Origin of the sequence: Cellulomonas sp. T2.31MG-18 (genome assembly GCF_964266755.1) — a bacterium.
GTDB lineage: Bacteria > Actinomycetota > Actinomycetes > Actinomycetales > Cellulomonadaceae > Cellulomonas.
This window is the reverse complement of record NZ_CAXWGW010000001.1, coordinates 1,287,649-1,313,036: the sequence shown is the minus strand read 5'-3', so window position 1 is coordinate 1,313,036 and position 25,388 is coordinate 1,287,649. Positions and strand designations below refer to the sequence as shown.

Genomic DNA, 25,388 nt, shown 5'->3' with positions numbered 1-25,388 from the left:
TCGGCGCGGCTCTCACGACCGCGGCCGACGTTCAACCACGCACGTCCCCGGCGACGCCCAGGGACTGGCCGGAGCCGGACATCTGTGCCGCCAGCCGCATCTCGCGCACGGTCGGGGACGCCAGCACGGCCGCACTGACCACCTCGCTCAGCACCAGGGCCCAGGCGGCCCCGACCGGTCCGACGAGCGACGTCAGCCCGACGATCGCGGGGATGCCGACCAAGGTGCCCGCCATCGTCGCGGCGAAGACGATCCGGACCTTGCCCTCGGGGACCAGGACGAGCCGCACGACCGCCGTGCGCAACGAGAGCAGCACGAACGCAGCGCCGAGCCAGAAGCAGACAGCCTGCGTGGCCCGGACCTGCGGGCCGAACAGCAGTCCTGAGACCCACGGCCCTGCGACGGCGAACACCAGCCAGCCCGTGACGCCGAGGAGACCGTGCGCGAGCACCGCGAACCGGAGGCGTCTGCCGCGCCCGGCACGCCCGGCCTCGACCGTCCAGCTCTGGAACGCGTTGGCGAGGGTGATGGGCACGAACTGCCCGAACCGGTACAGCTTGTCACCGGAGGCGTAGGAGCTGGCGAGCACCGGTGCGGCGACGGCGTTCACCACCGGCACGGGGACGGAGCCGTACGCGCTCCCGGCGATGTCGATCGCGGCCAGCCCCCGGTCGCGCACCACCAGCCGCCACAGCTCCGGCAGCCGGGTCCGCGGGAGCGGACGGCGACCCGGCACGCGGCGGCTGAAGAGGACGATGCCGACGAGCGACACGCTGACTGCCAGGGCGGGGTAGATCACGAGCTGGCGTGTCAGCAGGATCAGGGCCGCTGACGCTGCCGCGGCGGCGACCCTGGGCACCGCCTCGAAGAGCGCGATCGACCGTGGGTCACCGGCGCCGACGCAGAACCAGGCGAACGACAGGCCGGTGACCGACGCGGACACGCCCATGAGCGCGGTCGGCAGCTCGTACCCCGCCCGAGCCGCGACGACGGACAGCAGCACCACGACCGGCAGCACGAGGCAGGCCACCGTGCCGCGGACGACGAGGCTCTGGCGGTACAGCGCGTACCGCTGCCCCGCCTCTTGCTCCGCGGCGATCCGGGGGGGCCCCGACACGTTCCAGCCGTAGCCGATGACGATGCCGCCGAGCGTGCCGATCGACTCCCCCGCAGCGAGGCTCGCCCAGCCGCCGGAGCCGGCGACACGGCCGATGACGGGCAGCACCAGGAGCGGCGTGATCAGGGAGATCAGCGGGAGCCCGCCGAATCCGGCCAGCCGGCCGAGCAGGGCTCTCATGTCGTCGCTGGCGCGCCGGTCCGGAGCAGCCCGTGCAGGACGGCCAGCGTGAGCTCCGCCGTGCGGTCCCAGCTGAACGAGGCCGCGCGCTCGAACCCCGCGGACCGCATGGCGGCACGGCGCCCCGCATCCGCCAGCAGGCGGCTGACGGCCGCACCGAGCAGCTCGGGGTCCGTCGCGTCGACGTACGCCGCTGCCGGACCGCCGACCTCTCGGAGGACCGCGATGTCGTTCGCCAGGACGGGGACCCCGCGCGCCATGGCGTCCAGCACCGGGAGACCGAACCCCTCGGACAGGGACGGGCACACGTAGAGCGCGGCCTCGCTGTAGAGCGACTCGAGCTGGGTGGCGGTCACCCAGCCGAGGAGGCTGACGTCGCCCGCCAGCCCCAGCTCCTCGACGGCGGGCCGCAGCGGGTCCGCACCGTGGCTCCCGGTGATCGCCAGCCGCGGTCTGACCGAGGGGTCGATGCGCGCGAGCGCTTGGACCAGACCGACGAAGTTCTTGTGCGGCAGCCGGTTCCCCGTCGCGAGGACGAACGGCCGGTCCTGACCGATCCCGAGGCCGGCCAGCTCCTGCTCCGCCGTGCCCGGGTCGACCGGGTGCGGCGTGCTCGACGCAAGCGGCGTGTGCGTGATCCGACCCGGGGCGACGTGGAGGTGGCGCACGATGGACGCGGCGGCGTCCTCGCTGTCCGTCAGCAGCGCCCGTGCACCCCGAGCGGCACCGCGGATGATGCCGCTGGTGATCCCCCGCGTCACCGCGCTGACCTCGGGGTTCGGGAAGTCGAACGCGATCATGTCGTGCAGGGTCACGAGGCGCGGCACGCGACCCGCGACCGGACCGAAGTTCGCGGGGCACCACAGCAGGTCGGCGCCGGCACGACGAGCGAGCGTGTCCACCGCGAGCACCTCCGCCAGCGCCCACACCGGCCGGTTCTGGCCGGAGACGGGTACCGTGCGCAGCTCGCCGGGGAACCAGTCCCGCAGCAGGTCCCGGCCGGTCGTGTTGGTCAGCCCGACGAGCTCGAGCTCCGGGTCGAGGGCCGCGACCCGCGTCAGCACCTGGCGGATGTACGTCTCCGTGCCGCCTCGCCGACCGGTGAAGTAGAGCAGGTCGACGGCGACCCTGGATCGCGTCACGGGGCCTGGACGCCGAGCGCCGACGCCTCGTCGTCGGTCGTGAGGATCCGACCGCCGGCCTCCGCGCGTGTGGCGACCGTCAGCGTGCCGGCGAACATCGACGCCATCACGGTGAAGAAGCCGATGGTCAGGCCGAGGGTCACCGGGATGCCGATGCGGATCGACGCCCCCATGTCGAGCGCCCCGAACCCCCTGCCGCCCCAGCTGATCACCTGGGTGAGCCCCGCGAGGAGCCCCGCGAGGAAGATCACCAGACCGGTCACCACGCCGCGCTCGAGAGTGAACAGCTCGTACACCCAGCGGAACCGGGGGCCGATGGGAAGGAAGCCTTCGCGCGCCGCGTAGAGCTTGGTGAGCACGGAGAAGATGACCGCCTCGTACCCGAGCAGCGTGATGGCAGCGGTGTAGACCATCGTGACGGTGTCGAAACCGACGTCGCCGATGCGCACCGGTCCGAACATCAGCGTGACGGTCGCGGCGCAGCCGAGCGCGAACAGCAGCAGACCGGGGTACAGGAAGAGCCACCGGGGCGCGTACAGCAGCAGGAACCGCAGGTGCCGCCACCCGTCGTGCCAGCTGCGCAGGTGCGGCGGACGCGACCGCCCGTCCTTGCTCAAGGTGGTCGGCACCTCGGTGATGCTCAGCCCGGCCAGGCTCGCGCGGACCACCATCTCGGACGCGTACTCCATGCCGGTGGTCACCAGCCCGAGGCGCAGCACCGCGTCGCGCTCGTAGCCCCGCAGCCCGCAGTGGAAGTCACGGATGTTCCGGTTGAAGAACAAGCGTCCGACACCCGACAGCACGGGGTTACCGAGGTACCGGTGCAGGGGCGGCATCGCCCCGGGCGCGATGCCCCCGCTGAAGCGGTTGCCCATCACCAGCTGGTAACCCGCGCGGAGCCGCTCGACGAACGGGTCGAGCGCCGAGAAGTCGTAGCTGTCGTCGGCGTCGCCCATGATCACGTAGCGACCGCGCGCCGCGGCCGTGCCGCCGATGAGCGCGGCACCGTAGCCACGGTCGGCGACGGGGACCACGCGGGCGCCGAGACCCTCGGCGATCGCCTGGGACCCGTCGGTGCTGCCGTTGTCGGCGATGAGCACCTCGCCGTCGATGCCCGACGCATCGAGGTACGCGCGCGCCTTGCGGATGCAGGTGGCGAGCGTCTCGGCCTCGTTCAGGCAGGGCATCAGGATCGTGAGCTCGCAGGTCGCGGGCGCTGCCATCTGGTCCGTCCGGTGGTTCGTGCTGGGTCGCGACACCTTATCCCTCGCCATCGTGCCGGCCGTGGGCCCCGTCGCCCGCGAGCGCGGTCAGTATGGCGCGCGCCGCGGCCTCCGCCGTACGCGTCCGGGCGGCCTGCTCGAACCAGTCGCGGGCGCTGCGGCGCAGGGCGGCCCCGCCCTCGACCGCGCGCACGAGGGCCGCCCCCAGCTCCGCGGCGTCGGTCGAGGCCGCCACGTACCCGTTGACCCCCTCCTCGACGAGCTCCGTCGACGCGTTGTCCTCCGCCCGCACGAGCACGACCGGCGTGCCGGCGGCGCAGGCCTCGACGACCACGAGGCCGTACCCCTCCCGCCGCGAGGGGTTCACCAGCACCGCGGCTCTCCCGACGGTCGCCTCGAGCTCGGCCTGGCTGACGAACCCCGGGAGCTCCACGACGTCGTCGAGACCGAGGGCGTGCACGGCGGTGCGCACCGACTCCCGCGACGGTCCGTCGCCGAGCAGGACCGCGCGCAGCGAGGGAACGTGCTGCCGCGCGAACCGGACCGCGGCCGGGATGACCTCGACGCGCTTGTCCGGGATGTGTCGCCCGGCGAAGACGACGGTCGGCGGGTCTGCCGGGACCGGGACGAACGCGATGTGGTCGGTCCCGTGGATCAGACCCGGGCTGCGGACCGGCTCGCGCCGCGCGCCCTCCGCACGGAGCCGCTCGGTGTTCATCGCCGAGTGGGCGCTCACCCAGGGGCTCACGCGGACGGCCAGGCGCTGGAGCGCCGACGCGACACGTCCGACGACCGGACCGGAGTACTCGCGCCACTGCGCCGGTCGCCACACCTCGAGGAAGTCGGAGCAGAACGCGGTGCGCGTGCCCAGGAGCGCGGCCCGGGCGGCCAGGACGTTGAGCGTGGGCAGCGCGCTGACGAGCACCGCGTCGTAGGAGCGCCGATGGCGGACCAGATGGCGGAACAGCCCGAACGCGAACACGAGGGAGGCCGCCGGGCGGCGCGTGCCGTGCTCGTCGTACAGGCGGGTCGCGCCGCTCACCGCTACCACCTGGACGCCCGCGACCTCGGGCGCAGGCCCGGACCACTGCCGGCGCGTGAGGTACTCGACCTGCCAGCCCCGGGCGGCGAAGGCCTCGGCGAAGAGGCGGTACTGGCGTTCACCGCCGCCGGTGCTCAGCGGGTAGAAGCAGTCGAAGGCCACCGCGATCCGCACCGGGTAAGGCTAGCGAGCCGCGGTGAGCGCTATCGTGCAGCCGGCCCGACGAGCGAACGTGGGAAGAAGCCATGCCGGACTACTCCTCAGCCCCGACGCGCGAACGGCCGTCGGGCACCGCCGAGCACCGCGGGCGGCGCTCCTTCTGGTCGGCGTTCGGCCTGCTGTGGCTGATCACGGCGACGTGGTCGCTGGCGTCGCCGCTGGCCTCCGGCCCGGACGAGAACGCGCACGTCGTGAAGGCGGCCGCGGTGGTGCGCGGCCAGCTCGAGGGCCGCTCCGCCCCGGACAACCCGGGCTCCGGCGTCGTGGACGTGCCCGCCGTCTACGCGGACCTGATGACCTACCCGATCTGCTTCGCCTTCCACGGCGACGTGCCGGCGCGGTGTGCCGCTCCGCTCCCGTCCGGATCCGCGGCGGCCGTGCAGACGCCCGCCTCGACCTGGGTGGTCCGCAACAACCCGCTCTACTACGCGGTGGTGGGGCTGCCGACGCTGCTGCTGCCGCCGAGCAGCGTGGTCGTGTACCTCATGCGGCTGCTCTCTGCCGCGCTGACCTCGGCGGTGCTCGCCTGGGGCTTCCGTGAGCTCGCCACCCTCCGCCGACGCTCGTTCCCGCTGCTGGGCGTGGTGGCCGCGCTCACTCCGATGGTGGTGTTCCTGAACAGCGTCGTGAACCCCTCCGGACTCGAGATCAGCGCGGCGCTGACCCTCTGGATCGCGCTGACGGCGATGGTGCGCGACCCCGACCCCGCCCGGGCGGTCCCCCGGTCGATCGGCATCGCGGTGGTGGCGGTGCTGATGGTCAACTCCCGCGGCCTGTCGCCCCTGTACCTCGGCGCCATCGCGATCGTGGTGGCGGCCGTCGGCCCGTGGTCGGGTGTCCGGATTCTGCTGCGCGACCGGCGGACGTGGCCGTGGATGGGAGCCGTCGTCCTCGGCACGGCCCTGTCGCTGCTCTGGACGCTCGGCGCCGGCACGCTGGCGGGTGGCGGTGCGGCTCATCAGGAGCTCGGCTTCTTCTCGACGGCGAACAGGACCCTGGTCGACACGGGCGACTTCCTCGTGATGTCGATCGGCCGCTTCGGCTGGCTCGACACCGTGCTGCCCACCCTCGTCGTCCTGGTCGCGGCCGCCCTGATCGGGCTGCCCACCCTGCTGGGGCTGGCGCTCGGGTCGGTGCGCGACCGGCTCGGCACGCTCGCAACCGTGGCGGTCGCCGTGCTGATGCCGGTGCTCATCCAGGCGTGGCAGGCGCGCAACGTCGGCTACATCTGGACGGCGCGGTACTCGCTACCGCTCACCGTGGGTGTGCTGGTGGTCGCAGGTTTCGGGGCGCGCGCCGGTGCGTGGCACCTCCCGGGCTGGCTCGGGCGCCGCGTCCTGCGGACGCTGCTGCCCGCCTTCGCCGCGGTCGAGCTCGTGGCCTTCGTCACCAACCTGCGGCGCTACACCGTCGGTGACGCCGGTTCATGGCGCCACGCGTTCACCGGCGCGTGGTCGCCGCCGCTCTCCGGCGTGGCACTGACCGTCCTCAACGCCGCAGCACTCGTCGTCGCGGTGTGGCTCCTCGCCCGGCGCGTGCCGACGACCACGACGTCGATCGACGCCCCCTCGATCGACGCGCCGCCCGAGGAGAGGCAGCACTCCAGCGCCTCCGCCTGAGCGCTCGCCCGCCGCCACGGCGTGAGAGCGGCCACGCGGGAGCGGCTTGGCGCCGCACGGCACCCATGGGCCAGACTGGCTGCCCATGCGCGGCATCATCCTGGCTGGCGGCTCGGGCACCCGGCTGCACCCCATCACGCTCGGCGTGAGCAAGCAGCTCGTGCCGGTCTACGACAAGCCGATGATCTACTACCCGCTGTCCACGCTCATCGCCGCGGGCATCCGGGACATCCTCGTGATCACCACACCGCACGACGCCGCCCAGTTCGAGCGCCTGCTCGGCGACGGCTCCCAGTTCGGGGTGTCGATCAGCTACGTGCAGCAGCAGGTGCCCAACGGGCTGGCACAGGCCTTCGTCCTCGGAGCGGACTTCATCGGCGGCGCTGCGGCCGCGCTGGTGCTGGGCGACAACATCTTCTACGGGCCCGGGCTCGGGTCCCAGCTCCAGCGGTTCAGGACGCTCGACGGCGCCGCCGTCTTCGCCTACCGGGTCGCCGAGCCGCGGGCGTACGGCGTCGTCGAGTTCGACGCGGAGGGCCGCGCCCTCTCCTTGGAGGAGAAGCCGGAGCACCCCAAGAGCAGCTATGCGGTCCCCGGGCTCTACTTCTACGACAACGACGTCGTGGCGATCGCGCGCGACCTGCAGCCGTCGGCGCGGGGCGAGTACGAGATCACCGACGTCAACCGCACCTACCTCGCGCAGGGGCGGCTGCACGTCGAGGTGCTTCCCCGAGGGACGGCGTGGCTGGACACCGGCACCTTCGACTCGCTCCTTGAGGCCTCGGACTTCGTCCGCACCATCGAGTCACGCCAGGGGCTGAAGATCGGTTCGCCGGAGGAGGTCGCCTGGCGCCGGGGATTCCTGTCCGACGACGATCTCCGCCGGCGAGCGGAGAAGCTGGTGAAGTCGGGCTACGGCACGTACCTGCTGGGGCTGCTGGAGACGGCCGACCGCTAGTCCGATGTCCCTTCGTCCGGAAGCAGCCACATGACCTACCGCTCCCTGTCCGTGCCCGGCGCCTGGGAAGTGACCCCGGTGCAGCACGGCGACCCCCGCGGCGTGTTCCTCGAGGCGTTCCAGGGGGGCCCCTTCGCCGAGCACGTCGGACACCCGCTGGAGCTCCAGCAGGTCAACTGCTCGGTGTCGGCGGCGGGCGTGCTGCGCGGGATCCACTTCGCCGACGTGCCCCCCGGGCAGGGGAAGTACGTCACCTGCGTCCGCGGCGCCGTGCTCGACGTGGTGGTCGACATCCGGGTCGGCTCACCCACCTTCGGCACGTGGGACACCGTCCTGCTCGACGACGTCGACAGGCGCGCCGTCTACCTCCCGGAGGGGTTGGGGCACGGCTTCTTCTCCCTCGAGGACGACTCGACCGTGATGTACCTGTGCTCCACCGGCTACTCCCCCGGCCGGGAGCACGGCGTCCACCCGCTCGACCCGACGCTCGCCATCACGTGGCCGACGACCGACCGCCGCGGCCGCCCCGTCGAGGCTCTGCTGTCGACCAAGGACACGGCTGCGCCGTCCCTGGCGGAGGCGGCGGCGGCGGGCCTGCTCCCGCGTTACGACGAGGTCCAGGAGTACGTCAGGTCGCTGGCCGGCTGATCCGCGGGTGCCCCGCCCGTGCGTGGGTAGGGTGACGGCGGCCCGCTGCCGGTGGGCGATGCCGGGGCGGAGAAGGAGGACGCGGTGCGTTGGCTCGTCGTAGGTGCGGCCGGGATGCTCGGTCGGGACATGGTCGCGGCGGCCTCCGGCGCCGGGTACTCGGTCCGCGGCGTGGACCGCGAGACCGTCGACATCACCGACCCGCGGTCCGTCGACGCGACCCTGCAGGCGGACGGTTACGACGTCGTGGTCAACTGCGCCGCCTGGACCGCGGTGGACGCGGCCGAGTCGGAGGAGGCGTCCGCCTTCGCGGTCAACGCCGTCGGCCCGGCGCTGCTCGCACGCGCCGCCCGACGGACGGGGTCGCGGCTGGTCCACGTCTCCACCGACTACGTGTTCGGTGGGGACGCGGCGTCGCCGTACGCCGAGGCGACGCCGCCGTCCCCCCGGGGTGCGTACGGCCGCACCAAGGCCGCCGGCGAGTGGGCGGTCCGTGCCGAGCAGCCCGACCACCTCGTCGTCCGCACCGCGTGGCTCTACGGCGCCGGCGGTCGGTGCTTCCCCAGGACGATGGCTCGGCTGGCCGCCGAACGTGACGAGATCGCGGTCGTGGACGACCAGGTGGGGCAGCCGACGTGGACCGTCGACCTCGCCGACCTCGTGGTGCGGCTCGTCCAGGGTGGGGCACCGGCCGGGACCTACCACGGCACCTCATCGGGCGCCACGACGTGGTTCGAGTTCGCCCGCGCCGTCATGGGCTCGGCCGGCTTCTCCCCCGAGAAGGTCCGCCCGACCTCGAGCGCGACGCTCGCCCTGGCGGCGCCCCGGCCCGCGTACTCGGTGCTGGGACACGACGCGCTGCTGGGGGCTGGGGTCGCGCCGATCGGACCCTGGCAAGAGCGCTGGGCGGCCGCCGCGGCCACCGTGCTGCACGGCTGACGTCCGCAGCGCTGCCAGGCCCGACGGCGGCGCCCGGGCGACGCGGCGGTCCTCCGCCGAGGCCGGTCAGGAGCCGAGCGCCGCTCGGTAGGCGTCGAGGTGCACGCGCGCGGCAGCGTCCCAGGTGAATCCCGCGGCGCGCTCCTGCGCCGCCCGGCCGAGCTCGGACCGGCGCTCCGGGCGCTCCAGCAGCGACCGGAGCGCGGCCGCGATCTGCTCGTCGGTGGTCCCGCCGTACTCGACGGCCTCGCCGCCGACCTCGGGCAACGATAGCTCCCGGCTGGTGAGCACGGCCGCGCCGCACGCCATGGCCTCGAGCACCGGCAGTCCGAAGCCCTCGCCGAGGCTCGGATAGGCCACCACCTGCGCACCGCCCAGGAATCCGGCCAGGTCGGCGAGCGGCAGGTAGCCGGGGCGTCGCACCGTCAACTCATCCGGCACGGCCGCCAGCGCCGGCTCGACGCCCTCGTCCCAGCCGGGTCCCCCGGCGAGCACCAGGGCCGGCGGCTCCTGCCACCCCGCGACCGCCGCCACCCAGCCGCGCACCAGCGCCGGGACGTTCTTGCGCGGCTCCAGGGTGCCCAGGAACGCCACGTACGGCTGGTCGGCGATGTCGAGCGTCGCACGAACCCGATCGCGCTCCACGGCGTCGGTCGGGTGGAACACCGCGGTGTCCACGCCGTGGTGGGCCACGTGGAAGCGGGCGACCTCCCCTCCGGCGTACCGGCGCACCTCGCGGCCCGTCGCCGCGGAGGGGACGACGAGCGCGGCGGCGTGCCGCACCGCCCACCGCGTCGCGGTGCGGAAGAACCGCCCCTTGACGGCTGAGTGCAGGGACGGGTGGCTGAAGAACGTGGCGTCGTGCAGGGTCACCACCACGGGCACGCCGGCCGCGACCGGCATCGTGTAGTGCGGGCTGTGCAGGACGTCCGCCCGCCAGCGGCGCGCCACCCGCGGCAGCCCCAGCTGCTCCCACGCCATCCGTGCAGGCCGCCGTGCCACCGCTCCGGGTGCGACGACGATCTCGGCGCCCGGCACCGCTGCCGCCAGACGCTCGCCGTCCCGCGGCTGGACCACCGCCGCGAGCGAGACGTCCAGGGCGTCCAGCGCACGCAGCAGCTCCTCGACATACCGCCCGACGCCACCGCGGTCCGGTGGGATCGCCGTCGCGTCGACGAGCACCCGCATCTTCATCGCCAGCCGATCTGCACGGCGCCGAGCGTAACGGGGGCGGTCGGCGCCGCGGCCTGCACGGTAGAGTCGCGGACCGCAGTCCCGCCGGCCGCGGTCCGCGCGCCCCCGCGCGGCGACCGCCCGTCCCCCAGCGATCCGGAGCCGTCTGACGCCATGCGTGTCGCCGTCGTCGTGGTCACGTGGAACGCGCTCGGGCTGACGCGCCGGTGCCTCCAGTCGCTCCGCGACCAGCAGCTGCCCGCCGGGACGCAGATGCAGCTCGTCGTGGTCGACAACGGTTCGCAGGACGGCACGGCGGCGGCGCTGCGGGACGAGCCGGACGTGCTCCTCGTCGCGCTGCCGGACAACCGAGGGTTCGGCGGCGGGGTCAACGCGGCGCTGGCCGCCACGAGCAGCGACGTGGTCGTGCTGCTGAACAACGACGCGGTGGCGGAGCCGGGGTTCCTGGCCCACCTCGTCGCACCGTTCGGCGCGGGGACGCCTCGCCTCGGGGCGACCACCGGTCTCGTGCTGCTGAGCGGGTCGTTCGTGCCCGCCGGCCCCACCGGTACCGCGCTCGTCGGCCACGACGGCCGCCGCTGGGCCCGCTCCTCGGAGGACGGTGTCCGGCTGGTCAACAGCACCGGCAACGAGGTCACTCGGTCGGGCAACGGCCGCGACCGGGACTGGCTGCGACCCGCCGGGACCGTCTCGGCCGCCGCGGAGGTGTTCGGCTTCAACGGCGGGTGCGCCGCCCTGTCCCGGGCGGCCCTGGACGACGTGGGCGGCTTCACCGAGCCGCTGTTCATGTACTACGAGGACACCGAGCTGTCCTGGCGGCTGCGGCGGCGCGGCTGGGACGTCCGGCACGTGCCGGACGCGGTCACGGTGCACGACCACGCCGCGTCGTCGGGCACCGCCTCCGCGTTCTTCCTCGACCACAACGAGCGCAACCGGATCCTCGTCTGCCTGATGCACGCACCGTGGGCCGTCACGCTGCGGGCGGTCGTGCGCACGGCGGTCCGCGTCGGGGTCGGACCGCAACGCAGCCGCCGGGCCCGCGCGCTCCGGGCGGCGCTCGCGCAGGCACCGTGGGCGCTGCGGCAGCGGCGAGCGGTCGACCGGACGGCGACGGTGCCTCGTGCGGTGCCGGCGGCACTGCTCGTGCCGGACGGGGCCTCGTCGTGAGCGCGCCGCTTCGCGTGGGGCTGACCGTCGAGCAGCTCTGGCAACCGGTCCCCGGTGGTTCGGGGACGTACATCACGCGGCTGCTCGAGTCGCTCGCCCGCCGCCCGGACGTCGAGCCGGTGGGTCTGGCGGCAGCACACCGCCCGGGGCCGGTCCCCGAGGGCGTGCCGGACGTGCCCGTGCGATCCCTCCGGGCGCCCCGCCGCCTCCTCTACGAGGCGTGGAACAGGTGGGGCGTGCCACGTCCGGAGTGGCTGGTGCACGGCCTCGACGTGGTGCACGCCACCACGTGGGCCGTCCCGCCGACCCGGCGACCACTGGTGGTGACCGTCCACGACCTGGCATTCCTCCGGGACCCGTCGCACTTCACGCCGCACGGCGTGGCGTTCTTCACCCGGGCCCTTCGGCGCACGCTGGACGAGGCCGCGGCCGTGATCGTCCCGTCCCGGGCGACCGCCGTGGACGTCGTCGAGGCCGGCTTCGCACCCGACCGTGTGCACGTGGTGCCGCACGGGGCCCCCGGCTGGACGTGGACGCCCGACGAGCTGACCACGTTCCGCTCCACGCACTCGCTCCCGGACAGGTTCGTGCTGTGGTGCGGCACGTTCGAGCCCCGCAAGAACTTGGGCGGCCTGCTCCAGGCCTTCGCGATCGCGGCCGACGCGGACCCCGACCTGCACCTGGTGCTGGTGGGTCCGCGCGGCTGGGGAGAGCGGCCCGCCGCGCCCCGGGGCCCCTGGACCGACCGCGTGCACGAGCTCGGACGGCTGAGCACCGAGGACCTGCGGCTCGCCTACGTGGCCGCGCGCGCGCTCGCGTTCCCCTCGTTCTGGGAAGGCTTCGGGCTTCCGGTCCTCGAGGCGATGTCGGTGGGCACCCCGGTGGTGACCTCCCGCGAGACGTCGATGGCGGAGGTGGCCGCAGACGCCGGCGTCCTCGTGGACCCGCGCGACGCCGACGCGCTGGCCGCCGGGCTGCTGCGGGCAGTGGGTCCGGACCACGACGCGCTCGCCGCGGCCGCGCTGCGCCAGGCCGCCGCGTTCACCTGGGACGCCGCGGCGGACGCGACCGCGGAGGTCTACCGCTCGGTGGCCGGTCAGGCGTAGGCCATCGCACGACCGACCTGCCCCGGACCCGTCTCAGGCGGGCCCGCGGCTGGAACCGTCATCCGCTCGGGGCGGCCAGCACGCGGTCGAGCTCGGACGACGCCACGCAGAACGGCTCTCCGAACCGCGCCTGGTAGGTGCGCTGCACGTCGATGACCACGGCGGACCGGTAGTAGTCCGGCCACGGCCGGTCGGCCCAGCGGACGAGCACGGCGCACCGCGCGTCCGGAGTGCGCGAGGCGTCGACCGCCGCCGCCGTCAGCTCCCTGTTGCCGTCGAACGCGCCGCGAAGGAAGTCGCTGAGGTGCCAGGCCACCGTCAGCTGCACCAGCACGAACGCTCCGACCAGCATCGCGGCGGCCGCCCCCGTCCCCGCCGCCCGCGGCCCGTGCCACCGCCCGGAGGCCGCCACCACGGCGAGCGCGACGATCACCGCAAGGGAACCGAGCGCGACGACGTGGTACATGTACACCTGCCCCGCGACCCGGATCTCCGAGGCGTACTTGAGCGTGAGCGTCTGCGTCGCCGTGGTCGCGCCCCACGCCACCGCGGCGCCGAGCGCGGGCGCCACGAGCCGACGCGGGTCGGGCACCACGGGGACGCGCGACCCGGAGAGGCGGACCACGCCAGCGAGGGCCAGTGCGTACAGGAGCGTGAGCGCGGCCGGGACCGCGTCGAGGTGCGGCGGCCCGGCCGACGTGATCAGGTACGGCCAACCACCGCCGGGCAGCACCCCCACGAAGGCCGCCCAGGTCGACCTGAGCGCAGCGCGGCCGAGGGCGACGTCCGTGCCGGTGTACCCCCGCTGCTGGCCCGCGGACAGGAACCTCCCGGCGACGAACACGACGGCCGGCACCACGACGCCGGAGCCGAGCAGGGCGAGGACGCGGCCGACGGCACGCGCGCCGCGCGACCTCCAGACCGCGATCCCCGCGACGACCAGCACGGCGGCCACTCCCACGACGACGCCGGCGAGCATCTCGTACCACAGCACCGCCAGCACCCCCAGGACCCCGAGCCACACCACGTCCGACCAGCCGGACCGCCCCGGCGCCACGGCGCGGAGCGCCGCGCCGAGGACGACGAACCCGAGCAGCGCGGAGGCCCATCCGGCCATGAGGAACGACGAGACGGGATCGTTCGACCACGGATGCAGCTGCAGGCTTGCCCCCAGCACCGCGGCGGTCACCGCGAAGCACCGCGGCAGCAGGACGTCGTCCACCACGCCCGCGTGCCGCAGGCCCCAGGCCGTGCACCACGCGACCGCGAGTGCCGTGCCCCAGATCAGCGTGGCCCCCGCAAGCACCGCGACGGTCCTCGCGGGCAGGCCCGTCGCCGCAGGCAGCGCGTAGGACACGTAGTGGAACAGCGCCCCGAGGGCCTGCCCGAAGGGGTTGAAGTGGCCCGCCTGCTGGCCCGCCCGCCAGCCGTAGGCGAGCGCCTGGGACGCGCTCCCGCGGACCTCGCCATAGGTGAACAGGAAGGCGTGGAAGTCGTCGCCCATCAGAGGGACTCGTGCGACGGGGACAAATCCGGCCCCGAGCATCGCAGAACCCGCGGCGAACCACGGGAGAGCGGTCCGCACGCGCAGCATCCTCGAGACCTTTCGAAGAGGTTCGGGCGCGACCGTGTCGACTGACCACAAACCGGACGTCGGCGGCAGGCACCGTTGGCACGCCCGGGTGACTGTTTCTGTGAGGATAGCGGTGGCTGCTATCTTCACCCGGTCGGGCTCGCGCCTTCGTGCACGTGGGTTGTCGTTCCGCCCGCCGGCCTGTGCAAAAGGGGGGTTCTACTGGCATGCGCGTCGTCATCCTGGGCAACGGAGGCCACGCTCGCGCCTGCCTCGATGCCTGGGACCCGGCGTCGCAGCTCGAGCCGGTGGGCTACCTGGCACCGGAACCGGGCGACGTGCTCGGCCTCCCCCACCTCGGCACCGACGCCCAGCTGGCCGAGCTGATGGCCGGTGGCCTCACAGCCGCCTTCGTCGCACTCGGGTCCAACCACCTCCGGTCACAGCTCACGAGCCGAGCGCTTGCCGTCGGCTTTCGGCTGGTGACCGTTCTGGCGCCGACGGCCGTGGTCGGCGCGACCGCCGCCGTCGGCGCCGGGAGCGTGGTCATGCACCGCGCCGTGCTCGGTGCCAAGGCGCGGGTGGGCGAAGGATCGATCATCAACACGGGCGCGACGATCGACCACGACTGCGTGATCGGTGACTTCGTGCACATCGCCCCGGGGGTGAACCTCGCGGGCACCGTGACGGTCCACGACCGCGCGATGATCGGTATCGGCGCCAGCGTCGTGCCCGGTGTGACCATCGGTGCGGACGCCGTCGTCGGTGCCGGCGCGGTGGTGCTGCACGACGTCCCGGCCGGCCGCACCGTGGTCGGCGTCCCTGCCGAGGAGAGATGACCTTGATCCACATCGCCAGCCCCGACCTCTCGGGCAAGGAGTCGGCCTACGTGGCCGAGTGCCTGGAGACCACGTGGATCTCGTCCGTCGGGCACTTCATCACCGACTTCGAGGAAGCGTTCGCCGAGGTGGCCGGTACCCGCCACGTGGTAGCCACCAACAACGGGACCACCGCCCTGCACCTCGCGATCGCCGCCCTCGGCATCGGGCCCGGTGACGAGGTCATCGTGCCGGCGCTGACGTACATCGCCACCGCCAACGCCGTGGTCTACGCAGGGGCCACGCCGGTCTTCGCCGACGTCGAGCTGGACACGATGAACCTGGACCCGGCCGACGTGGTCCGGCGCATCACGGACCGCACGCGGGCCATCATCCCCGTCGACCTGTACGGCCACCCCGCCGACATGACGGCCATCATGCGGATCGCCACGGAGCACGGCCTCCTCGTGATCGAGGACGCCGCCGAGGCGCACGGGGCAGCCGTCGACGGCCGACCGGTCGGCTCCCTGGGCCACGTCGGCGTCTTCAGCTTCTTCGGCAACAAGATCGTCACCACCGGTGAGGGTGGCGCGGTGACGACGGACGACGACGACCTCGCCGCCCGCCTGCGGCTGCTGCGCGGCCAGGGCATGGACCCGAACCGGCGCTACTGGTTCAACGAGGTCGGCTTCAACTACCGGATGACCAACGTCGCTGCGGCGATCGGCGTCGGTCAGCTGGAGCGGATCGGGGACCTGACGGCGCGCCGTCGCGAGATCGGCGCCCGCTACACGGAGCGGCTCCACGCGGTCGAGGGCATCCGGCTGCCGGTGCAGCGTCCCGACGCCCGCCGGGTCGACTGGCTGTACACGGTGGGCGTGGAGGGCTTCACCACCGAGCAGCGCAACCACCTCATCGAGCTCCTCGCGTCCGACGGCATCGAGACGCGCCCCGTGTTCTACCCGCTGCACCTGATGCCGCCCTACATCAGCGACCCGGTCCAGTCGTTCCCCGTCTCGGAGCAGCTCGGCGCACAGGGCATCTCCCTTCCGACGCACACGCTGCTCAGCGACGCCGACGTCGACACGATCTGCGACGCGTTCACGCGTCGTGTTGACGACGTGCGCCAATGAGTGTGACGACGGCCGTCCGGCCGGACGAGCAACGAGCGCAGCGCCGCAGGGCGACCTTCCTCCGGATACTGACGACGGACCGGCCGCAGCCGGTCGCCGATGCGACGTCCTCGACCCCTCTGCTCGACCTCGTCGCCGGTCCCACGGACGCGGCGGTGACCGTCACGACCCTGTACCGCGAGGTGCTGAGCCGCGAGGCGGACGCCGAGGGCCTGAGCGCGTGGACGGGCCACATCAGGTCCGGGATGCCGGTTCGGGACGTGGCGCACGCCTTCGTGAGCTCTGCGGAGTTCGGTCGCCTCGCACGCGACCACCGCGAGAACGTGCTCGACCAGCTCGCGGCCTGGGACGCCCGCGTCTGGCTCGCCGAGATCGGCGTGGCGTTCCGGCCGACTGACCACCCGTACCAGGCGGGCAGGGTGTCCGACGAGATCTTCGTGCTGGCCCTCTTCGAGGTCGCGTACCACCGGAGCCCCACCGCGTCCGAGCTCGAGCACGAGCTCGGCAAGCTCGGCGGCGGCACCAGCCGCGAGTGGCTGCTGCGGGCGTTCGCGAACGCACCTGGTGTGCTCGCGCGGTCCGTGGGCGCGCGCGGGCGCGGCGTCCGGGCCCTCCTACGGCATCGACGAGACCGCTCGGCGCACCTGGCGGGCTTCCGCAACCTCGTCGCGCTCGCGGAGCACCGGCAGCTCACCGTGCTGATCGACGTCGCCGCCGGCCGGCCCCACGTCCTCCCGACACCCCGGACGTCGGCGGTGAACGACGCATGAAGGTCCTGATCGCGTCCACAACGGTCCCGCACGTCGCCGGCGGCGGGTCGCTCATCGCGCGCTGGACGGCCGAGGCGATGCGCGAGGAAGGCCACCACGTCGAGGAGTTCTACCTGCCGTTCCCGACCGAACCGCGGCACGTGCTGTCCGCGATGGTGGGGCTCCGGTCCATGCCGTTCTCGGGAAGCGCTGACCGCCTCCTCGCGATCCGCTGGCCCGCGCACGTCATCCGGCACGAGAACAAGGCGACGTGGTTCATCCACCACTTCCGCCAGGTGTTCGACCTGTGGGACACACCTTTTCGGGGCGTTCCGGACAACGCCGAGGGAATGGCCTTCCGGGAGTCCCTCCGCCGCATCGACAACATGGCGCTCTCCGAGTCACGCGCCCTGTTCTCGAACTCGTTGATCGTGCGGGACCGCCTGCGTCACTACAACGAGCTCGAGGCCGTTCCGCTGTTCCCGCCGCTCGGCGGCGACACGTCGCGATTCCGCACCGACGAGTACGGCGACTTCATCTTCTACCCGAGCCGTCTGACCCCGATCAAGCGTCAGCTGCTGGCGATCCGGGCGATGCGTCACACGACGACGCCCGTCAGGCTCGTGGTCGCAGGCAGGCCCGACGTGGCCTCGTTCGGCACGGAGATCGAGGACTACGTCCGTCGGCAGGGGCTCGAGGACCGCGTCGACCTGCGGCTCGGCTGGATGCCGGAGGAGGAGAAGGTCGATCTGCTGGCTCGGTGCCTCGCGGTCGCGTACCTCCCTCGGGACGAGGACTCGTACGGGTACCCGTCGCTCGAGGCCTCCCACTCCGCGAAGGCGATCGTGACTCTCTCCGACTCGGGCGGAGCGCTCGAGTTCGTCCGCGACGGCGTCGAGGGTCTCGTCACGGAGCCGGGTGCCAAGGCCCTCGCAGCCGCGTTCGACCGGCTCTACCTCGACCGCGAGGCAGCCGAACGAATGGGGCGCCACAGCTTCGACCGTCGGGACGAGCTCGGCATCAACTGGCCCAACACGATCGCCCGACTGCTCGGAGACGGCGCATGAAGCTGCTCGTGGCCAACAACGCCGCACCCTTCGTCCGAGGCGGCGCCGAGCTTCTGGCCGACCGGCTCGTCACCGAGCTGCGTCACGCCGGGCACGAGGCCGAGCTGTTCCGCATCCCGCTCGGCGACACGCCCGAGCAGATCCTGGAGTCGATCGTCGCCGCGACGCTGACCGAGCTGGTGAACGTCGACCGCGTCATCGGCCTCAAGTTCCCCGCGTACCTGATCCCGCACGACGACGTGGTGATCTACCTCGTGCACCAGTTCCGCCAGGCCTACGACCCACCACCCGTCGGCTGGCCGTCCGAGCCGCGGCTCGACCGCGTCGTCAACGCCGTCCGAGCCGCCGACGCAGCGGCGTTCGAGGCGGCGAACCGCATGTACGCGATCTCGCCCTTCGTGGCCGACCGGCTCAAGCGGAGCAACTCCGTCGATGCCGAGGTCCTGATGACCCCGCCGCACACGGACCACGAGTTCCGCACCGCCGAGTCGGAAGGCTTCGTCGTCGCCCTCGGACGCCTCTCGGCGAGCAAGCGCCAGCTGTCGGCCGTCCGGGCGATGCGGTACGCACGCCCCGGCTACCGCCTCGTCGTCGCCGGTCAGCCCGAGAGCCCGGCGGTCTTGGAGGAGATCGAGCGTGAGATCGCCGACGGTGGTCTGGAGGACCGCGTCGGGGTGATCCCCCGCTTCATCTCCGAGCAGGAGAAGCTGGACCTCCTCGCGCGCTGCCTCGCCTCGGTCTACCTGCCGGTCGACGAGGACTCCTACGGCTACGTGTGCTACGAGGCGGCGATGGCGTCCAAGCCGAGCGTCACCGGGACCGACTCGGGCGGCACGTCGACCCTGGTCAAGCACCGCGAGACGGGGCTGGTCAGCGATCCGGACCCGCACTCCCTCGCAGCGGCCTTCGACGAGCTCGCCGCACGCCCGGACGAGGCACGAGCCATGGGCATCCACGCCCGCCGCCTCGCTCTCGAGCTCGACCTGTCGTGGACGCGCGTGATCGCGGAGCTGACGCGATGAGGGTCGCGATGCTGACGCCGATGGCGCAGGACAGTGCTATCGCGGACGTCATGCTGCAGGCCGTCCCGGACCTCGCCCGCGAGTGGGACCTCGAGGTCTGGTACCCCGCCGAACCGAACCCGCGACCGTGCCCGGTGCCGTCGCGGTCGTTCGGCGCCCTCGACTCCGACGCCCTGGCCGAGCTCGCGGAGTTCGACCTCGTCGTCTACGTGCTGGGCGACAGCCCGTTCCACGCGGCCATGCTGCCGTTCATGCGTCGCATCCCCGGGCTGGTGGTCCTGCACGACGCGTCGATCACCAACCTGGTGCGGACGGCCGCCGTGCGCGACAAGTCCTTGGACACCGTCGTCCGCGAGGTCGAGGAGCTGCACGGTGAGGAGGCGGCCGAGATCCTCCGTGTCGGGTACGCACCCGGCGGGCCGCTGAAGTGGCTCGACTTCTGCTCACAGGTCCCCCTGGACCAGATCGCGCTGCAGCGCAGCCTCGGCGCTGTGGTGCACTCCCAGTGGCACGCGCGGCGAGTGGACGGGATGTCCCTCGGCGAGATCACCGTCGCACCGCTGCCCGTCCCGACGTCGCGGATGCGCGAGAAGTCCGAGCGGGCCCGAGGACCGATCGACAAGGCGCTGGCGGCTCTCGACCCGGCCGACCTCCTGGTCGTCACCGTCGGGCACGTCAACGCGAACCGTCTGGTCGACGAGATCGTCAGCGCGGCCGCGGACCTGGAGAGCGAACGGCTCCATGTGTGGGCCGTCGGCCACGTCGAGTCGTCGACGCGCGCCGAGCTGCGCAGGCGCGCGGTCCAGCTGGGCCTTGGAGATCGCTTCCTCCTCACCGGCCGGGTGGACGACGCTCTGCTGGCCGACGTGCTGGAGCGGGCGGACATCGCCGTGGCGCTGCGCACCCCGGTGCTCGAGGGGCAGTCGGCCAGCGTGCTGACCCAGATGAGGGCCGGGCTGCCGGCGGTCGTCCTGAACCACGGCCACTACGCCGAGCTCCCGGACGACGCCGTGGTCAAGGTGGACCCGGACAACGTCCGGCACGGTCTGGTCGACGCGCTCCAGCGCCTGGCACGAGACCCCGAGGAGCGTGCTCGGCGGGGCGAGGCCGCGCGCGACTACGCCGGGGCACGTAACGGCTCTGCCTACGCCGACGCCATCCTCGTCGCCGCCGAGCGCGCCCTCGCAGCACGCCCGATGACGGTCCTGGCCGCGGACCTGAACCGTCGGCTCGAGCGGATCGACCTGCACCGTCAGCCGGCAGTCGTGGACCTCGTCAGCGATCTTGCCTTCGAGCTCTTCGACCTCGCCTAGGGGCGCACGTGGACAACGTCCGGATCAACGACCTGTCGCGAGCGCTCCTCGCCGAGCGCTCGGAGCTCGTCGACGTCGTCGGTGAGGTGATCGACAGCGGGTGGCTGGTCCACGGGCCGCAGCACGGAGCGTTCGAGTCCGAGCTCGCGGACTTCGTCGGCGCCCACCACGCCGTCGCGGTTGCGAGCGGGACCGACGCGCTCGAGCTCGCCCTGCGGGCCGCGATGCCCGAAGGGCGCTCGACCGTGGTCACCACGGCGAACTGCGGCGGCTACTCGGCGACGGCCGCTCGTCGCGCCGGCTTCCGGGTTCGGTACGCCGACGTCGATCGCGAGTCGCTGTGCCTCGACGCCGGCTCGTTCGCCCGCACGGTCGACGAGTCCGTCGGCGTGGTCGTCGTCACCCACCTCTACGGTCGTGCGGCCGACGTGGCAGCGGTGCGGGCTGTAGCGGTCGAGCACGGCATCCGAGTCCTCGAGGACTGCGCACAGGCGATAGGAGCGACCACCGTGGAGGGCCGGGTCGGGTCGCTCGGGGACCTTGCTGCGTTCAGCTTCTACCCGACGAAGAACCTCGGTGCCCTCGGCGACGGCGGCGCCGTGACCACGTCCGACGACGCACTCGCCGGCACGGTGCGAGAGCTGCGCCAGTACGGCTGGCAGGGCAAGTACACGATCGGACGCGAGGGTGGGCGCAACTCGCGCCTGGACGAGCTTCAGGCTGCGGTGCTGCGGCGGAGGATGCGCCGCCTCGACGCGGACAACGCACGCCGTCGCGCCATCATCTCCGCCTACGCCGGCGCGGCAAGCTCCCGCCTCCGCGTCCTTCCCGCGGACGGCCCTTGGCACGTCGGGCACCTCGCCGCCGTCGTGACGGAGCACCGTGACGACCTGCGGGCCCACCTGACCAGCCGTGGCATCGGCACGGACGTGCACTATCCCGTGCCGGACCACCGCCAGCCCGCCTGGGCGCACGAGCTGGCGGACGTCAGCCTGCCGGTGACCGAGTGGGCCGCCGAGCGGGTCCTGTCTGTGCCCGTGTATCCCGGGCTCCGCGACGACGAGGTGGAACGGGTCTGCGATGCGCTCGCCGAGTTCTGAGCAGCCCGGGGCCGACGAGTCGGGCGTGCGGTACTCCATCGTCATCCCGGTGTACGGCAACGAGGCGACGCTGGGCGCGCTCATCGAGCGGCTCACCGAGGTCTCCGCGCGGCTCGACGGCCCCACAGAAGCGGTCTTCGTGGTGGACGGTTCTCCCGACGGCTCGCTCGCGGTGCTTCGGAGGCTGCTCCCCGAGGCACGCATGCGCAGCCAGGTGGTCGTTCACTCGCGGAACTTCGGCTCGTTCCCGGCCATCCGCACCGGGCTCGCCACGGCTCGGGGCGAGTACCTGGGCGTCATGGCCGCAGACCTCCAGGAGCCGCCCGAGCTGATGGAGTCGTTCTTCAGCCGGCTCGCGAGCGGTGAGTGCGACGTCGCGGTCGGGCGCCGTGAGTCCCGCTCCGACCCGGCCGTGTCGTCGATCGCGTCGCGCACGTTCTGGTGGCTCTACCGACGCGTCGTCAACCCGGCGATCCCGCGCGGCGGCGTGGACGTGTTCGGCTGCACTCGCGAGGTGGCGGGCCAGCTGCTCCGTCTGGACGAGGCGCACTCGAGCCTCGTCGCGCAGCTGTACTGGATCGGTTACCGGCGCGCAGAGGTTCCGTACGAGCGCAGGCCGCGGCCCTCCGGCCGCTCGGGCTGGACGTTCCGCAAGCGGGTCCGGTACCTCCTGGACTCGGTCTTCGCTTTCACCGACATCCCGATCAGCGTGCTGACCACGGTCGGGTTCGTCGGCGGTGCGCTGACCACCGTCGCGGCCCTGATCGTCTTCGTCGGGTGGCTCATGGGCCGGATCGTGGATCCGGGCTACACGCCTCTGATGCTGGTGCTGCTGTTCTCCACCTTCACCCTGCTCTCCGGGCTGGGGATCGTCGGGTCGTACGTCTGGCGCACCTTCGAGAACAGCAAGGCGAGACCTGTCTCCATCGCCATGTCAGTAGAGGGGTTCGATGGTGTCGGCTGACGAACCTCGCTCGCTGCGTTCGTCGGCGCTGCGCTTCGTGGTTGCGGGTGGCATCAACACCGCCGTGACCGGGGTTGCGCTCTCGCTCCTGGCGCGGGTGATCGACCCCCGCCTCGCGTACTCGATCGTGTTCGCGCTGGGCGTCGCGCTCGCCGTAGCGATGGCAGGCGGATTCGTCTTCGGCGTCCGCATGACGCCACGCCTCGTGACGCTGTACGTGCTGATGTACCTGACCGTCTACCTCATCGGCCTCGGAGCCGTGACGTTGGCGGTGCACGAAGGACTCCCCCACTCGTGGAGCGGACTGGTCGTCCTGGTCACCGCGCCACTCACCTTCGTCGGCGGCCGCCTGCTCCTGGTCGGTCGCGTCCCGACAGCTGAGAGGACTCGCTGATGAGCTTCTTCGTGCACCCGATGGGCATCTGCGAGTCGGAGTCGGTGGGCGATGGCACGCGCATCTGGGCATTCGCGCACGTGCTGCCCGGAGCCGTGATCGGCGCCGACTGCAACGTCAACGACCACGTCTTCGTGGAGAACGACGTGATCATCGGCGACCGCGTCACGCTCAAGTCCGGCGTCCAGGTGTGGGACGGCGTGCGGCTCGCCGACGACGTCTTCGTCGGGCCGAATGTCACCTTCACCAACGACCCGTTCCCCCGCAGCAAGCAGTACCCGGAGTCCTTCGCGACGACGGTCGTGGGCCGCGGCGCCTCGCTCGGCGGTGGCGCCGTCATCCTGCCGGGCGTGCGCATCGGCCGCGGTGCCATGGTGGGCGCCGGCGCGGTCGTCACCAAGGACGTCCCCGCCAACGCTGTCGTGGTGGGCAATCCTGCCCGCATCAAGGGGTACGTGCACGAGCCCGTGGCGGATGACGCGATCCCGGTGCCGAGCAGCGCAACGCACGAGGTCGCGCTCGTCGGAGGCGCACGTCTTCTGCCCGTCACCGTCGCCCAGGACCTGCGCGGGTCGCTCGCCGCTCTCGAGCTGGGCCGGGACATCCCCTTCGCGCCTGCACGGTTCTTCGCCGTGTTCGGCGTGCCGTCGAAGGACGTCCGGGGCGAGCACGCCCACCGGCGCTGCGAGCAGATGCTGGTCTGCCTCGCTGGATCCGTGCGCTGCATCGTGGACGACGGCAGCCGGCGCCAAGAGGTGCTCCTGAACCGGCCCGGCCTCGGCCTCTACATGCCCGCCATGACGTGGGGCACGCAGTTCGACTACTCCCCGGACGCCGTGCTGGGCGTGTTCGCGTCACTTCCCTACGACGGCGCCGACTACATCCGCGACTACGACGAGTTCCTCGCCGCTAAGGACGGGATCCCGACCTCAGGACGCTGAATTGCGCAGCCGGTAGGCGGACCACACCCCGCCGAAGCCCGTCGCGACTGGATTGCCCAGCAGTGCGGCGAAATGCTGGCGCTCCATCTCGACGTTCGCCGGCGCAAATCCGCGGTAGTCGACGTGGACGGCGCAGAACCCTGCCTTGACGAGCATGTCGACGCCAGGACCGTCGAGCGGATCAGGAACTGAGCGCTGCCAGTCGTCGGCTGACGACCACTTCATCGCACCGAACGACCACGACTTCCCAGGGTTGGTCAACGCCGGCCACAGATGCTCGTAACCGTCCAAGCCATTCACGGGAGGCTCTTCCGGGTACGAGATGCGCGGCAGCTCCAAGACTCCGCAGTTCTGCGGAATCGCCGAGTTCAGCGCCGTCGCGTACTCGCGGCCAGCCGCGGCCACGGCGATCGGTGATCGTGCGGATTCCCTGAACCAGGCACGCTGGGGTAGCACCGTGTCGAAGACGACGAGTACCACCACGCACACCGCGATCATGGCTGCCCACACGCCGTGAGAAGGCCAACGAAGGTAGCGCCACGCGATACCGCCCCCGACTGTCACGAGGGTGAACAGGACCGGGACCAGCCGGTCCCATCCGCGCAACTGCGGGCTTACGGCAGCAGCGAAGAGGAAGTTGAGGCCCCAGGGCACGAAGAACAGCAGCACGACGGCACTGAGCCACGTCACAAGTGCTCCCGACACCCGTGGCTCAACGCGGACGCGTGGCCCCCGACGGCCGACAACGACGACCCCGACGAGACATACCAAGAGCGCAGCAACGGTGAAGACCGAGCCAAAGTCTGCGTCCCAGATCACGCCCGAAGTCGGTATCTGCTGTCCCGCCACGACGGCGCGCTCGACCCACGCGTTGACTGGAGACCACCCCGGCACCATGGATTCAGGGGCCGGCAAAATCGCGTAGGCGAGGACGCCGCTGTACGCCACGGACTGCACCGGCAGCCGCGCTGCGACTGGTTGGCTGGTGGGATGCCCGTGCACGAACAGTGCCGCCGGTGCCAAGAACGCCGCAGTGGCGACCGCGACAGCGACGGCGGGAAGTAGGTCGACCACGGCGCGTCGCCAGTGCAAGCCGCGCGCGAACCGGAAGGCGACGGCCGCCATCACGAGGATCACGGTGAACGCGGCGTAGTAGATGCCGCTGCCGGCCACCAGCACGATGGCGCCGAGCAGCACCGCGAGCTTGAGCGCACGTCGCCGCGACTTCACCATTCGTTCGAGCCCACCGGATCCGACCCACAATGCGAGGCCGACCCCGAGGACCGCCGAGTACATCGAGCCGAGGTAGACGTGCGGCAGCCGCTTCCAGTGGTACGGGATGGCCATGAGTCCCCAGGCGGCCGCGATGGCCATGGGCCCGCGGAATCCGGCCGATCTCAATACGTAGTACGCCACCACCGCCGTGAGGGGGAATGAAAGAGCGAACATCATGTTGACGCCCGCGAACGGATTGCCCGAAAGTCGCGTGATCACGCCCGCGACCAGGTTCTGAAACACATCCGTAGTCGGGTAGTAGCGGAGATCCATACCTATCGGGAAACCAAGGTGCGTGTTGCCGAAAGGTGTTCCTGCGGACCAGATGTCGGCGGTGGCGTACGCGGGCAAGAGGTCTCCGCCCCCGAGGGGTCCCGCTAGGAGAGATCGGCCGCCGCCGAAGCCGAGGAGGAAGAGGGCTCCGCCGCCCATTGCTGCAACGAGTGCCTCGAGCGCGGCTCTGGAACGGCCGCTCGGAGACGTGG

Annotated in this window: 23 protein-coding genes and 2 pseudogenes; 18 read left to right on the top strand and 7 right to left on the bottom strand. The window is 72.3% G+C overall.

Features of this window, described 5'->3' with window-relative positions:
- Positions 1–31: 31 nt before the first annotated feature.
- Genes ACFQTY_RS06115 through ACFQTY_RS06100 form a run of 4 tightly spaced genes read right to left on the bottom strand, consistent with a single transcriptional unit; the run spans position 32 to position 4,878 of the window.
- A complete protein-coding gene (locus tag ACFQTY_RS06115; protein WP_378098560.1) occupies positions 32–1,297 on the bottom strand; it encodes a lipopolysaccharide biosynthesis protein in 1,266 nt (421 codons plus the stop codon).
- The gene (locus tag ACFQTY_RS06110) at positions 1,294–2,439 is read right to left on the bottom strand and encodes a glycosyltransferase family 4 protein (RefSeq protein WP_378098558.1); all 1,146 of its coding nucleotides are present in this window, start codon (positions 2,437–2,439) and stop codon (positions 1,294–1,296) included. Before ACFQTY_RS06110 ends, ACFQTY_RS06115 begins: the two co-directional genes overlap by 4 nt.
- The gene (locus ACFQTY_RS06105; RefSeq protein ID WP_291759234.1) at positions 2,436–3,662 is read right to left on the bottom strand and encodes a glycosyltransferase family 2 protein; all 1,227 of its coding nucleotides are present in this window, start codon (positions 3,660–3,662) and stop codon (positions 2,436–2,438) included. Before ACFQTY_RS06105 ends, ACFQTY_RS06110 begins: the two co-directional genes overlap by 4 nt.
- A 37-nt stretch (positions 3,663–3,699) precedes the next feature.
- Complete coding sequence (locus ACFQTY_RS06100; RefSeq protein WP_291759236.1) at positions 3,700–4,878, bottom strand: glycosyltransferase family 4 protein; 1,179 nt, start codon at positions 4,876–4,878, stop codon at positions 3,700–3,702.
- A 71-nt stretch (positions 4,879–4,949) separates the two neighbouring features.
- On the opposite strand from ACFQTY_RS06100, the gene ACFQTY_RS06095 reads away from it, so the two are divergent.
- The 4 genes from ACFQTY_RS06095 to rfbD all read left to right on the top strand — a co-directional run bounded on the left by ACFQTY_RS06095 (position 4,950) and on the right by rfbD (position 9,087).
- Positions 4,950–6,542: a DUF2142 domain-containing protein gene (locus tag ACFQTY_RS06095; protein ID WP_378098555.1), complete on the top strand. Its 1,593-nt coding sequence runs from the start codon at positions 4,950–4,952 to the stop codon at positions 6,540–6,542.
- A gap of 85 nt (positions 6,543–6,627) precedes the next feature.
- Complete coding sequence (gene rfbA, locus ACFQTY_RS06090; protein ID WP_291759240.1) at positions 6,628–7,500, top strand: glucose-1-phosphate thymidylyltransferase RfbA; 873 nt, start codon at positions 6,628–6,630, stop codon at positions 7,498–7,500.
- A gap of 30 nt (positions 7,501–7,530) precedes the next feature.
- Positions 7,531–8,148 carry a dTDP-4-dehydrorhamnose 3,5-epimerase family protein gene (locus tag ACFQTY_RS06085; RefSeq protein ID WP_291759243.1) on the top strand — a complete coding sequence of 206 codons (618 nt, stop codon included), beginning with the start codon at positions 7,531–7,533 and terminating at the stop codon, positions 8,146–8,148.
- Between the two features lie 84 nt (positions 8,149–8,232).
- The gene (rfbD, locus tag ACFQTY_RS06080; protein WP_291759245.1) at positions 8,233–9,087 is read left to right on the top strand and encodes a dTDP-4-dehydrorhamnose reductase; all 855 of its coding nucleotides are present in this window, start codon (positions 8,233–8,235) and stop codon (positions 9,085–9,087) included.
- Between the two features lie 66 nt (positions 9,088–9,153).
- Here the strand turns inward: rfbD and ACFQTY_RS06075 are convergent, their stop codons facing one another.
- Entirely contained in the window at positions 9,154–10,281 is a 1,128-nt protein-coding gene (locus ACFQTY_RS06075; RefSeq protein ID WP_291759247.1) for a glycosyltransferase family 1 protein, read from the bottom strand.
- A gap of 153 nt (positions 10,282–10,434) precedes the next feature.
- Here ACFQTY_RS06075 and ACFQTY_RS06070 point away from each other — a divergent pair, with 153 nt between their 5' ends.
- Both ACFQTY_RS06070 and ACFQTY_RS06065 read left to right on the top strand, forming a co-directional pair.
- Positions 10,435–11,448 carry a glycosyltransferase family 2 protein gene (locus ACFQTY_RS06070; RefSeq protein WP_378098551.1) on the top strand — a complete coding sequence of 338 codons (1,014 nt, stop codon included), beginning with the start codon at positions 10,435–10,437 and terminating at the stop codon, positions 11,446–11,448.
- A complete protein-coding gene (locus ACFQTY_RS06065) occupies positions 11,445–12,554 on the top strand; it encodes a glycosyltransferase family 4 protein (RefSeq protein WP_378098549.1) in 1,110 nt (369 codons plus the stop codon). Before ACFQTY_RS06070 ends, ACFQTY_RS06065 begins: the two co-directional genes overlap by 4 nt.
- Before the next feature lie 58 nt (positions 12,555–12,612).
- Here ACFQTY_RS06065 and ACFQTY_RS06060 read toward each other — a convergent pair whose 3' ends face one another.
- On the bottom strand, positions 12,613–14,139 hold the full coding sequence (locus tag ACFQTY_RS06060) for a hypothetical protein (RefSeq protein WP_378098547.1): 1,527 nt from the start codon (positions 14,137–14,139) through the stop codon (positions 12,613–12,615).
- Between the two features lie 215 nt (positions 14,140–14,354).
- Here ACFQTY_RS06060 and ACFQTY_RS06055 point away from each other — a divergent pair, with 215 nt between their 5' ends.
- From ACFQTY_RS06055 to ACFQTY_RS06000, 12 genes and pseudogenes are all read left to right on the top strand, one after another.
- On the top strand, positions 14,355–14,966 hold the full coding sequence (locus ACFQTY_RS06055; protein ID WP_291759256.1) for an acetyltransferase: 612 nt from the start codon (positions 14,355–14,357) through the stop codon (positions 14,964–14,966).
- Positions 14,963–16,078 (top strand): DegT/DnrJ/EryC1/StrS family aminotransferase, encoded by a 1,116-nt coding sequence (locus tag ACFQTY_RS06050; RefSeq protein WP_378098545.1) that lies wholly within the window; start codon positions 14,963–14,965, stop codon positions 16,076–16,078. The genes ACFQTY_RS06055 and ACFQTY_RS06050 overlap by 4 nt, the downstream gene beginning before the upstream one ends.
- Entirely contained in the window at positions 16,075–16,848 is a 774-nt protein-coding gene (locus ACFQTY_RS06045; protein WP_378098543.1) for a DUF4214 domain-containing protein, read from the top strand. The genes ACFQTY_RS06050 and ACFQTY_RS06045 overlap by 4 nt, the downstream gene beginning before the upstream one ends.
- On the top strand, positions 16,845–17,894 hold the full coding sequence (locus ACFQTY_RS06040) for a glycosyltransferase family 4 protein (protein ID WP_291759262.1): 1,050 nt from the start codon (positions 16,845–16,847) through the stop codon (positions 17,892–17,894). Before ACFQTY_RS06045 ends, ACFQTY_RS06040 begins: the two co-directional genes overlap by 4 nt.
- Positions 17,891–18,916, top strand: coding sequence for a glycosyltransferase family 4 protein (locus tag ACFQTY_RS06035; RefSeq protein ID WP_378098540.1), 1,026 nt, complete (start codon positions 17,891–17,893; stop codon positions 18,914–18,916). Before ACFQTY_RS06040 ends, ACFQTY_RS06035 begins: the two co-directional genes overlap by 4 nt.
- Positions 18,913–20,229: a glycosyltransferase family 4 protein gene (locus ACFQTY_RS06030; RefSeq protein WP_291759266.1), complete on the top strand. Its 1,317-nt coding sequence runs from the start codon at positions 18,913–18,915 to the stop codon at positions 20,227–20,229. The genes ACFQTY_RS06035 and ACFQTY_RS06030 overlap by 4 nt, the downstream gene beginning before the upstream one ends.
- Positions 20,230–20,237: 8 nt before the next feature.
- A complete protein-coding gene (locus ACFQTY_RS06025) occupies positions 20,238–21,329 on the top strand; it encodes a DegT/DnrJ/EryC1/StrS aminotransferase family protein (protein WP_291759269.1) in 1,092 nt (363 codons plus the stop codon).
- 25 nt (positions 21,330–21,354) lie between these two features.
- Positions 21,355–22,293: a glycosyltransferase family 2 protein gene (locus tag ACFQTY_RS06020; protein ID WP_291759272.1), complete on the top strand. Its 939-nt coding sequence runs from the start codon at positions 21,355–21,357 to the stop codon at positions 22,291–22,293.
- Positions 22,280–22,687 carry a hypothetical protein gene (locus tag ACFQTY_RS06015; RefSeq protein ID WP_291759274.1) on the top strand — a complete coding sequence of 136 codons (408 nt, stop codon included), beginning with the start codon at positions 22,280–22,282 and terminating at the stop codon, positions 22,685–22,687. Before ACFQTY_RS06020 ends, ACFQTY_RS06015 begins: the two co-directional genes overlap by 14 nt.
- Positions 22,687–22,815 (top strand): annotated as a pseudogene (locus ACFQTY_RS06010) (isomerase); the annotation flags it as partial. The gene ACFQTY_RS06015 and the pseudogene ACFQTY_RS06010, both read left to right, overlap by 1 nt.
- Positions 22,816–22,821: 6 nt before the next feature.
- Positions 22,822–23,142, top strand: a pseudogene (locus ACFQTY_RS06005) (acyltransferase); the annotation flags it as partial.
- Positions 23,143–23,628, top strand: a complete 486-nt coding sequence (locus tag ACFQTY_RS06000; protein WP_378099121.1) for an FdtA/QdtA family cupin domain-containing protein — start codon at positions 23,143–23,145, stop codon at positions 23,626–23,628.
- Here ACFQTY_RS06000 and ACFQTY_RS05995 read toward each other — a convergent pair.
- Complete coding sequence (locus ACFQTY_RS05995) at positions 23,617–25,254, bottom strand: hypothetical protein (protein WP_378098537.1); 1,638 nt, start codon at positions 25,252–25,254, stop codon at positions 23,617–23,619. The two genes, ACFQTY_RS06000 and ACFQTY_RS05995, sit on opposite strands and share 12 nt — an antisense overlap.
- Positions 25,255–25,388 lie beyond the last annotated feature (134 nt).

Bases quoted from the DNA above. Each gene is read 5' to 3' on its own strand.
- ACFQTY_RS06030 (WP_291759266.1), top strand. From the start codon at position 18,913: ATGAGGGTCGCGATGCTGACGCCGATGGCGCAGGACAGTGCTATCGCG.
- ACFQTY_RS06115 (WP_378098560.1), bottom strand. From the start codon at position 1,297: ATGAGAGCCCTGCTCGGCCGGCTGGCCGGATTCGGCGGGCTCCCGCTG.
- ACFQTY_RS06070 (WP_378098551.1), top strand. From the start codon at position 10,435: ATGCGTGTCGCCGTCGTCGTGGTCACGTGGAACGCGCTCGGGCTGACG.
- ACFQTY_RS06075 (WP_291759247.1), bottom strand. From the start codon at position 10,281: ATGAAGATGCGGGTGCTCGTCGACGCGACGGCGATCCCACCGGACCGC.
- ACFQTY_RS06015 (WP_291759274.1), top strand. From the start codon at position 22,280: ATGGTGTCGGCTGACGAACCTCGCTCGCTGCGTTCGTCGGCGCTGCGC.
- ACFQTY_RS06040 (WP_291759262.1), top strand. From the start codon at position 16,845: ATGAAGGTCCTGATCGCGTCCACAACGGTCCCGCACGTCGCCGGCGGC.
- rfbA (WP_291759240.1), top strand. From the start codon at position 6,628: ATGCGCGGCATCATCCTGGCTGGCGGCTCGGGCACCCGGCTGCACCCC.
- ACFQTY_RS06045 (WP_378098543.1), top strand. From the start codon at position 16,075: ATGAGTGTGACGACGGCCGTCCGGCCGGACGAGCAACGAGCGCAGCGC.
- ACFQTY_RS06055 (WP_291759256.1), top strand. From the start codon at position 14,355: ATGCGCGTCGTCATCCTGGGCAACGGAGGCCACGCTCGCGCCTGCCTC.
- ACFQTY_RS06085 (WP_291759243.1), top strand. From the start codon at position 7,531: ATGACCTACCGCTCCCTGTCCGTGCCCGGCGCCTGGGAAGTGACCCCG.
- ACFQTY_RS06105 (WP_291759234.1), bottom strand. From the start codon at position 3,662: ATGGCAGCGCCCGCGACCTGCGAGCTCACGATCCTGATGCCCTGCCTG.
- ACFQTY_RS06035 (WP_378098540.1), top strand. From the start codon at position 17,891: ATGAAGCTGCTCGTGGCCAACAACGCCGCACCCTTCGTCCGAGGCGGC.
- ACFQTY_RS06095 (WP_378098555.1), top strand. From the start codon at position 4,950: ATGCCGGACTACTCCTCAGCCCCGACGCGCGAACGGCCGTCGGGCACC.
- ACFQTY_RS06050 (WP_378098545.1), top strand. From the start codon at position 14,963: ATGACCTTGATCCACATCGCCAGCCCCGACCTCTCGGGCAAGGAGTCG.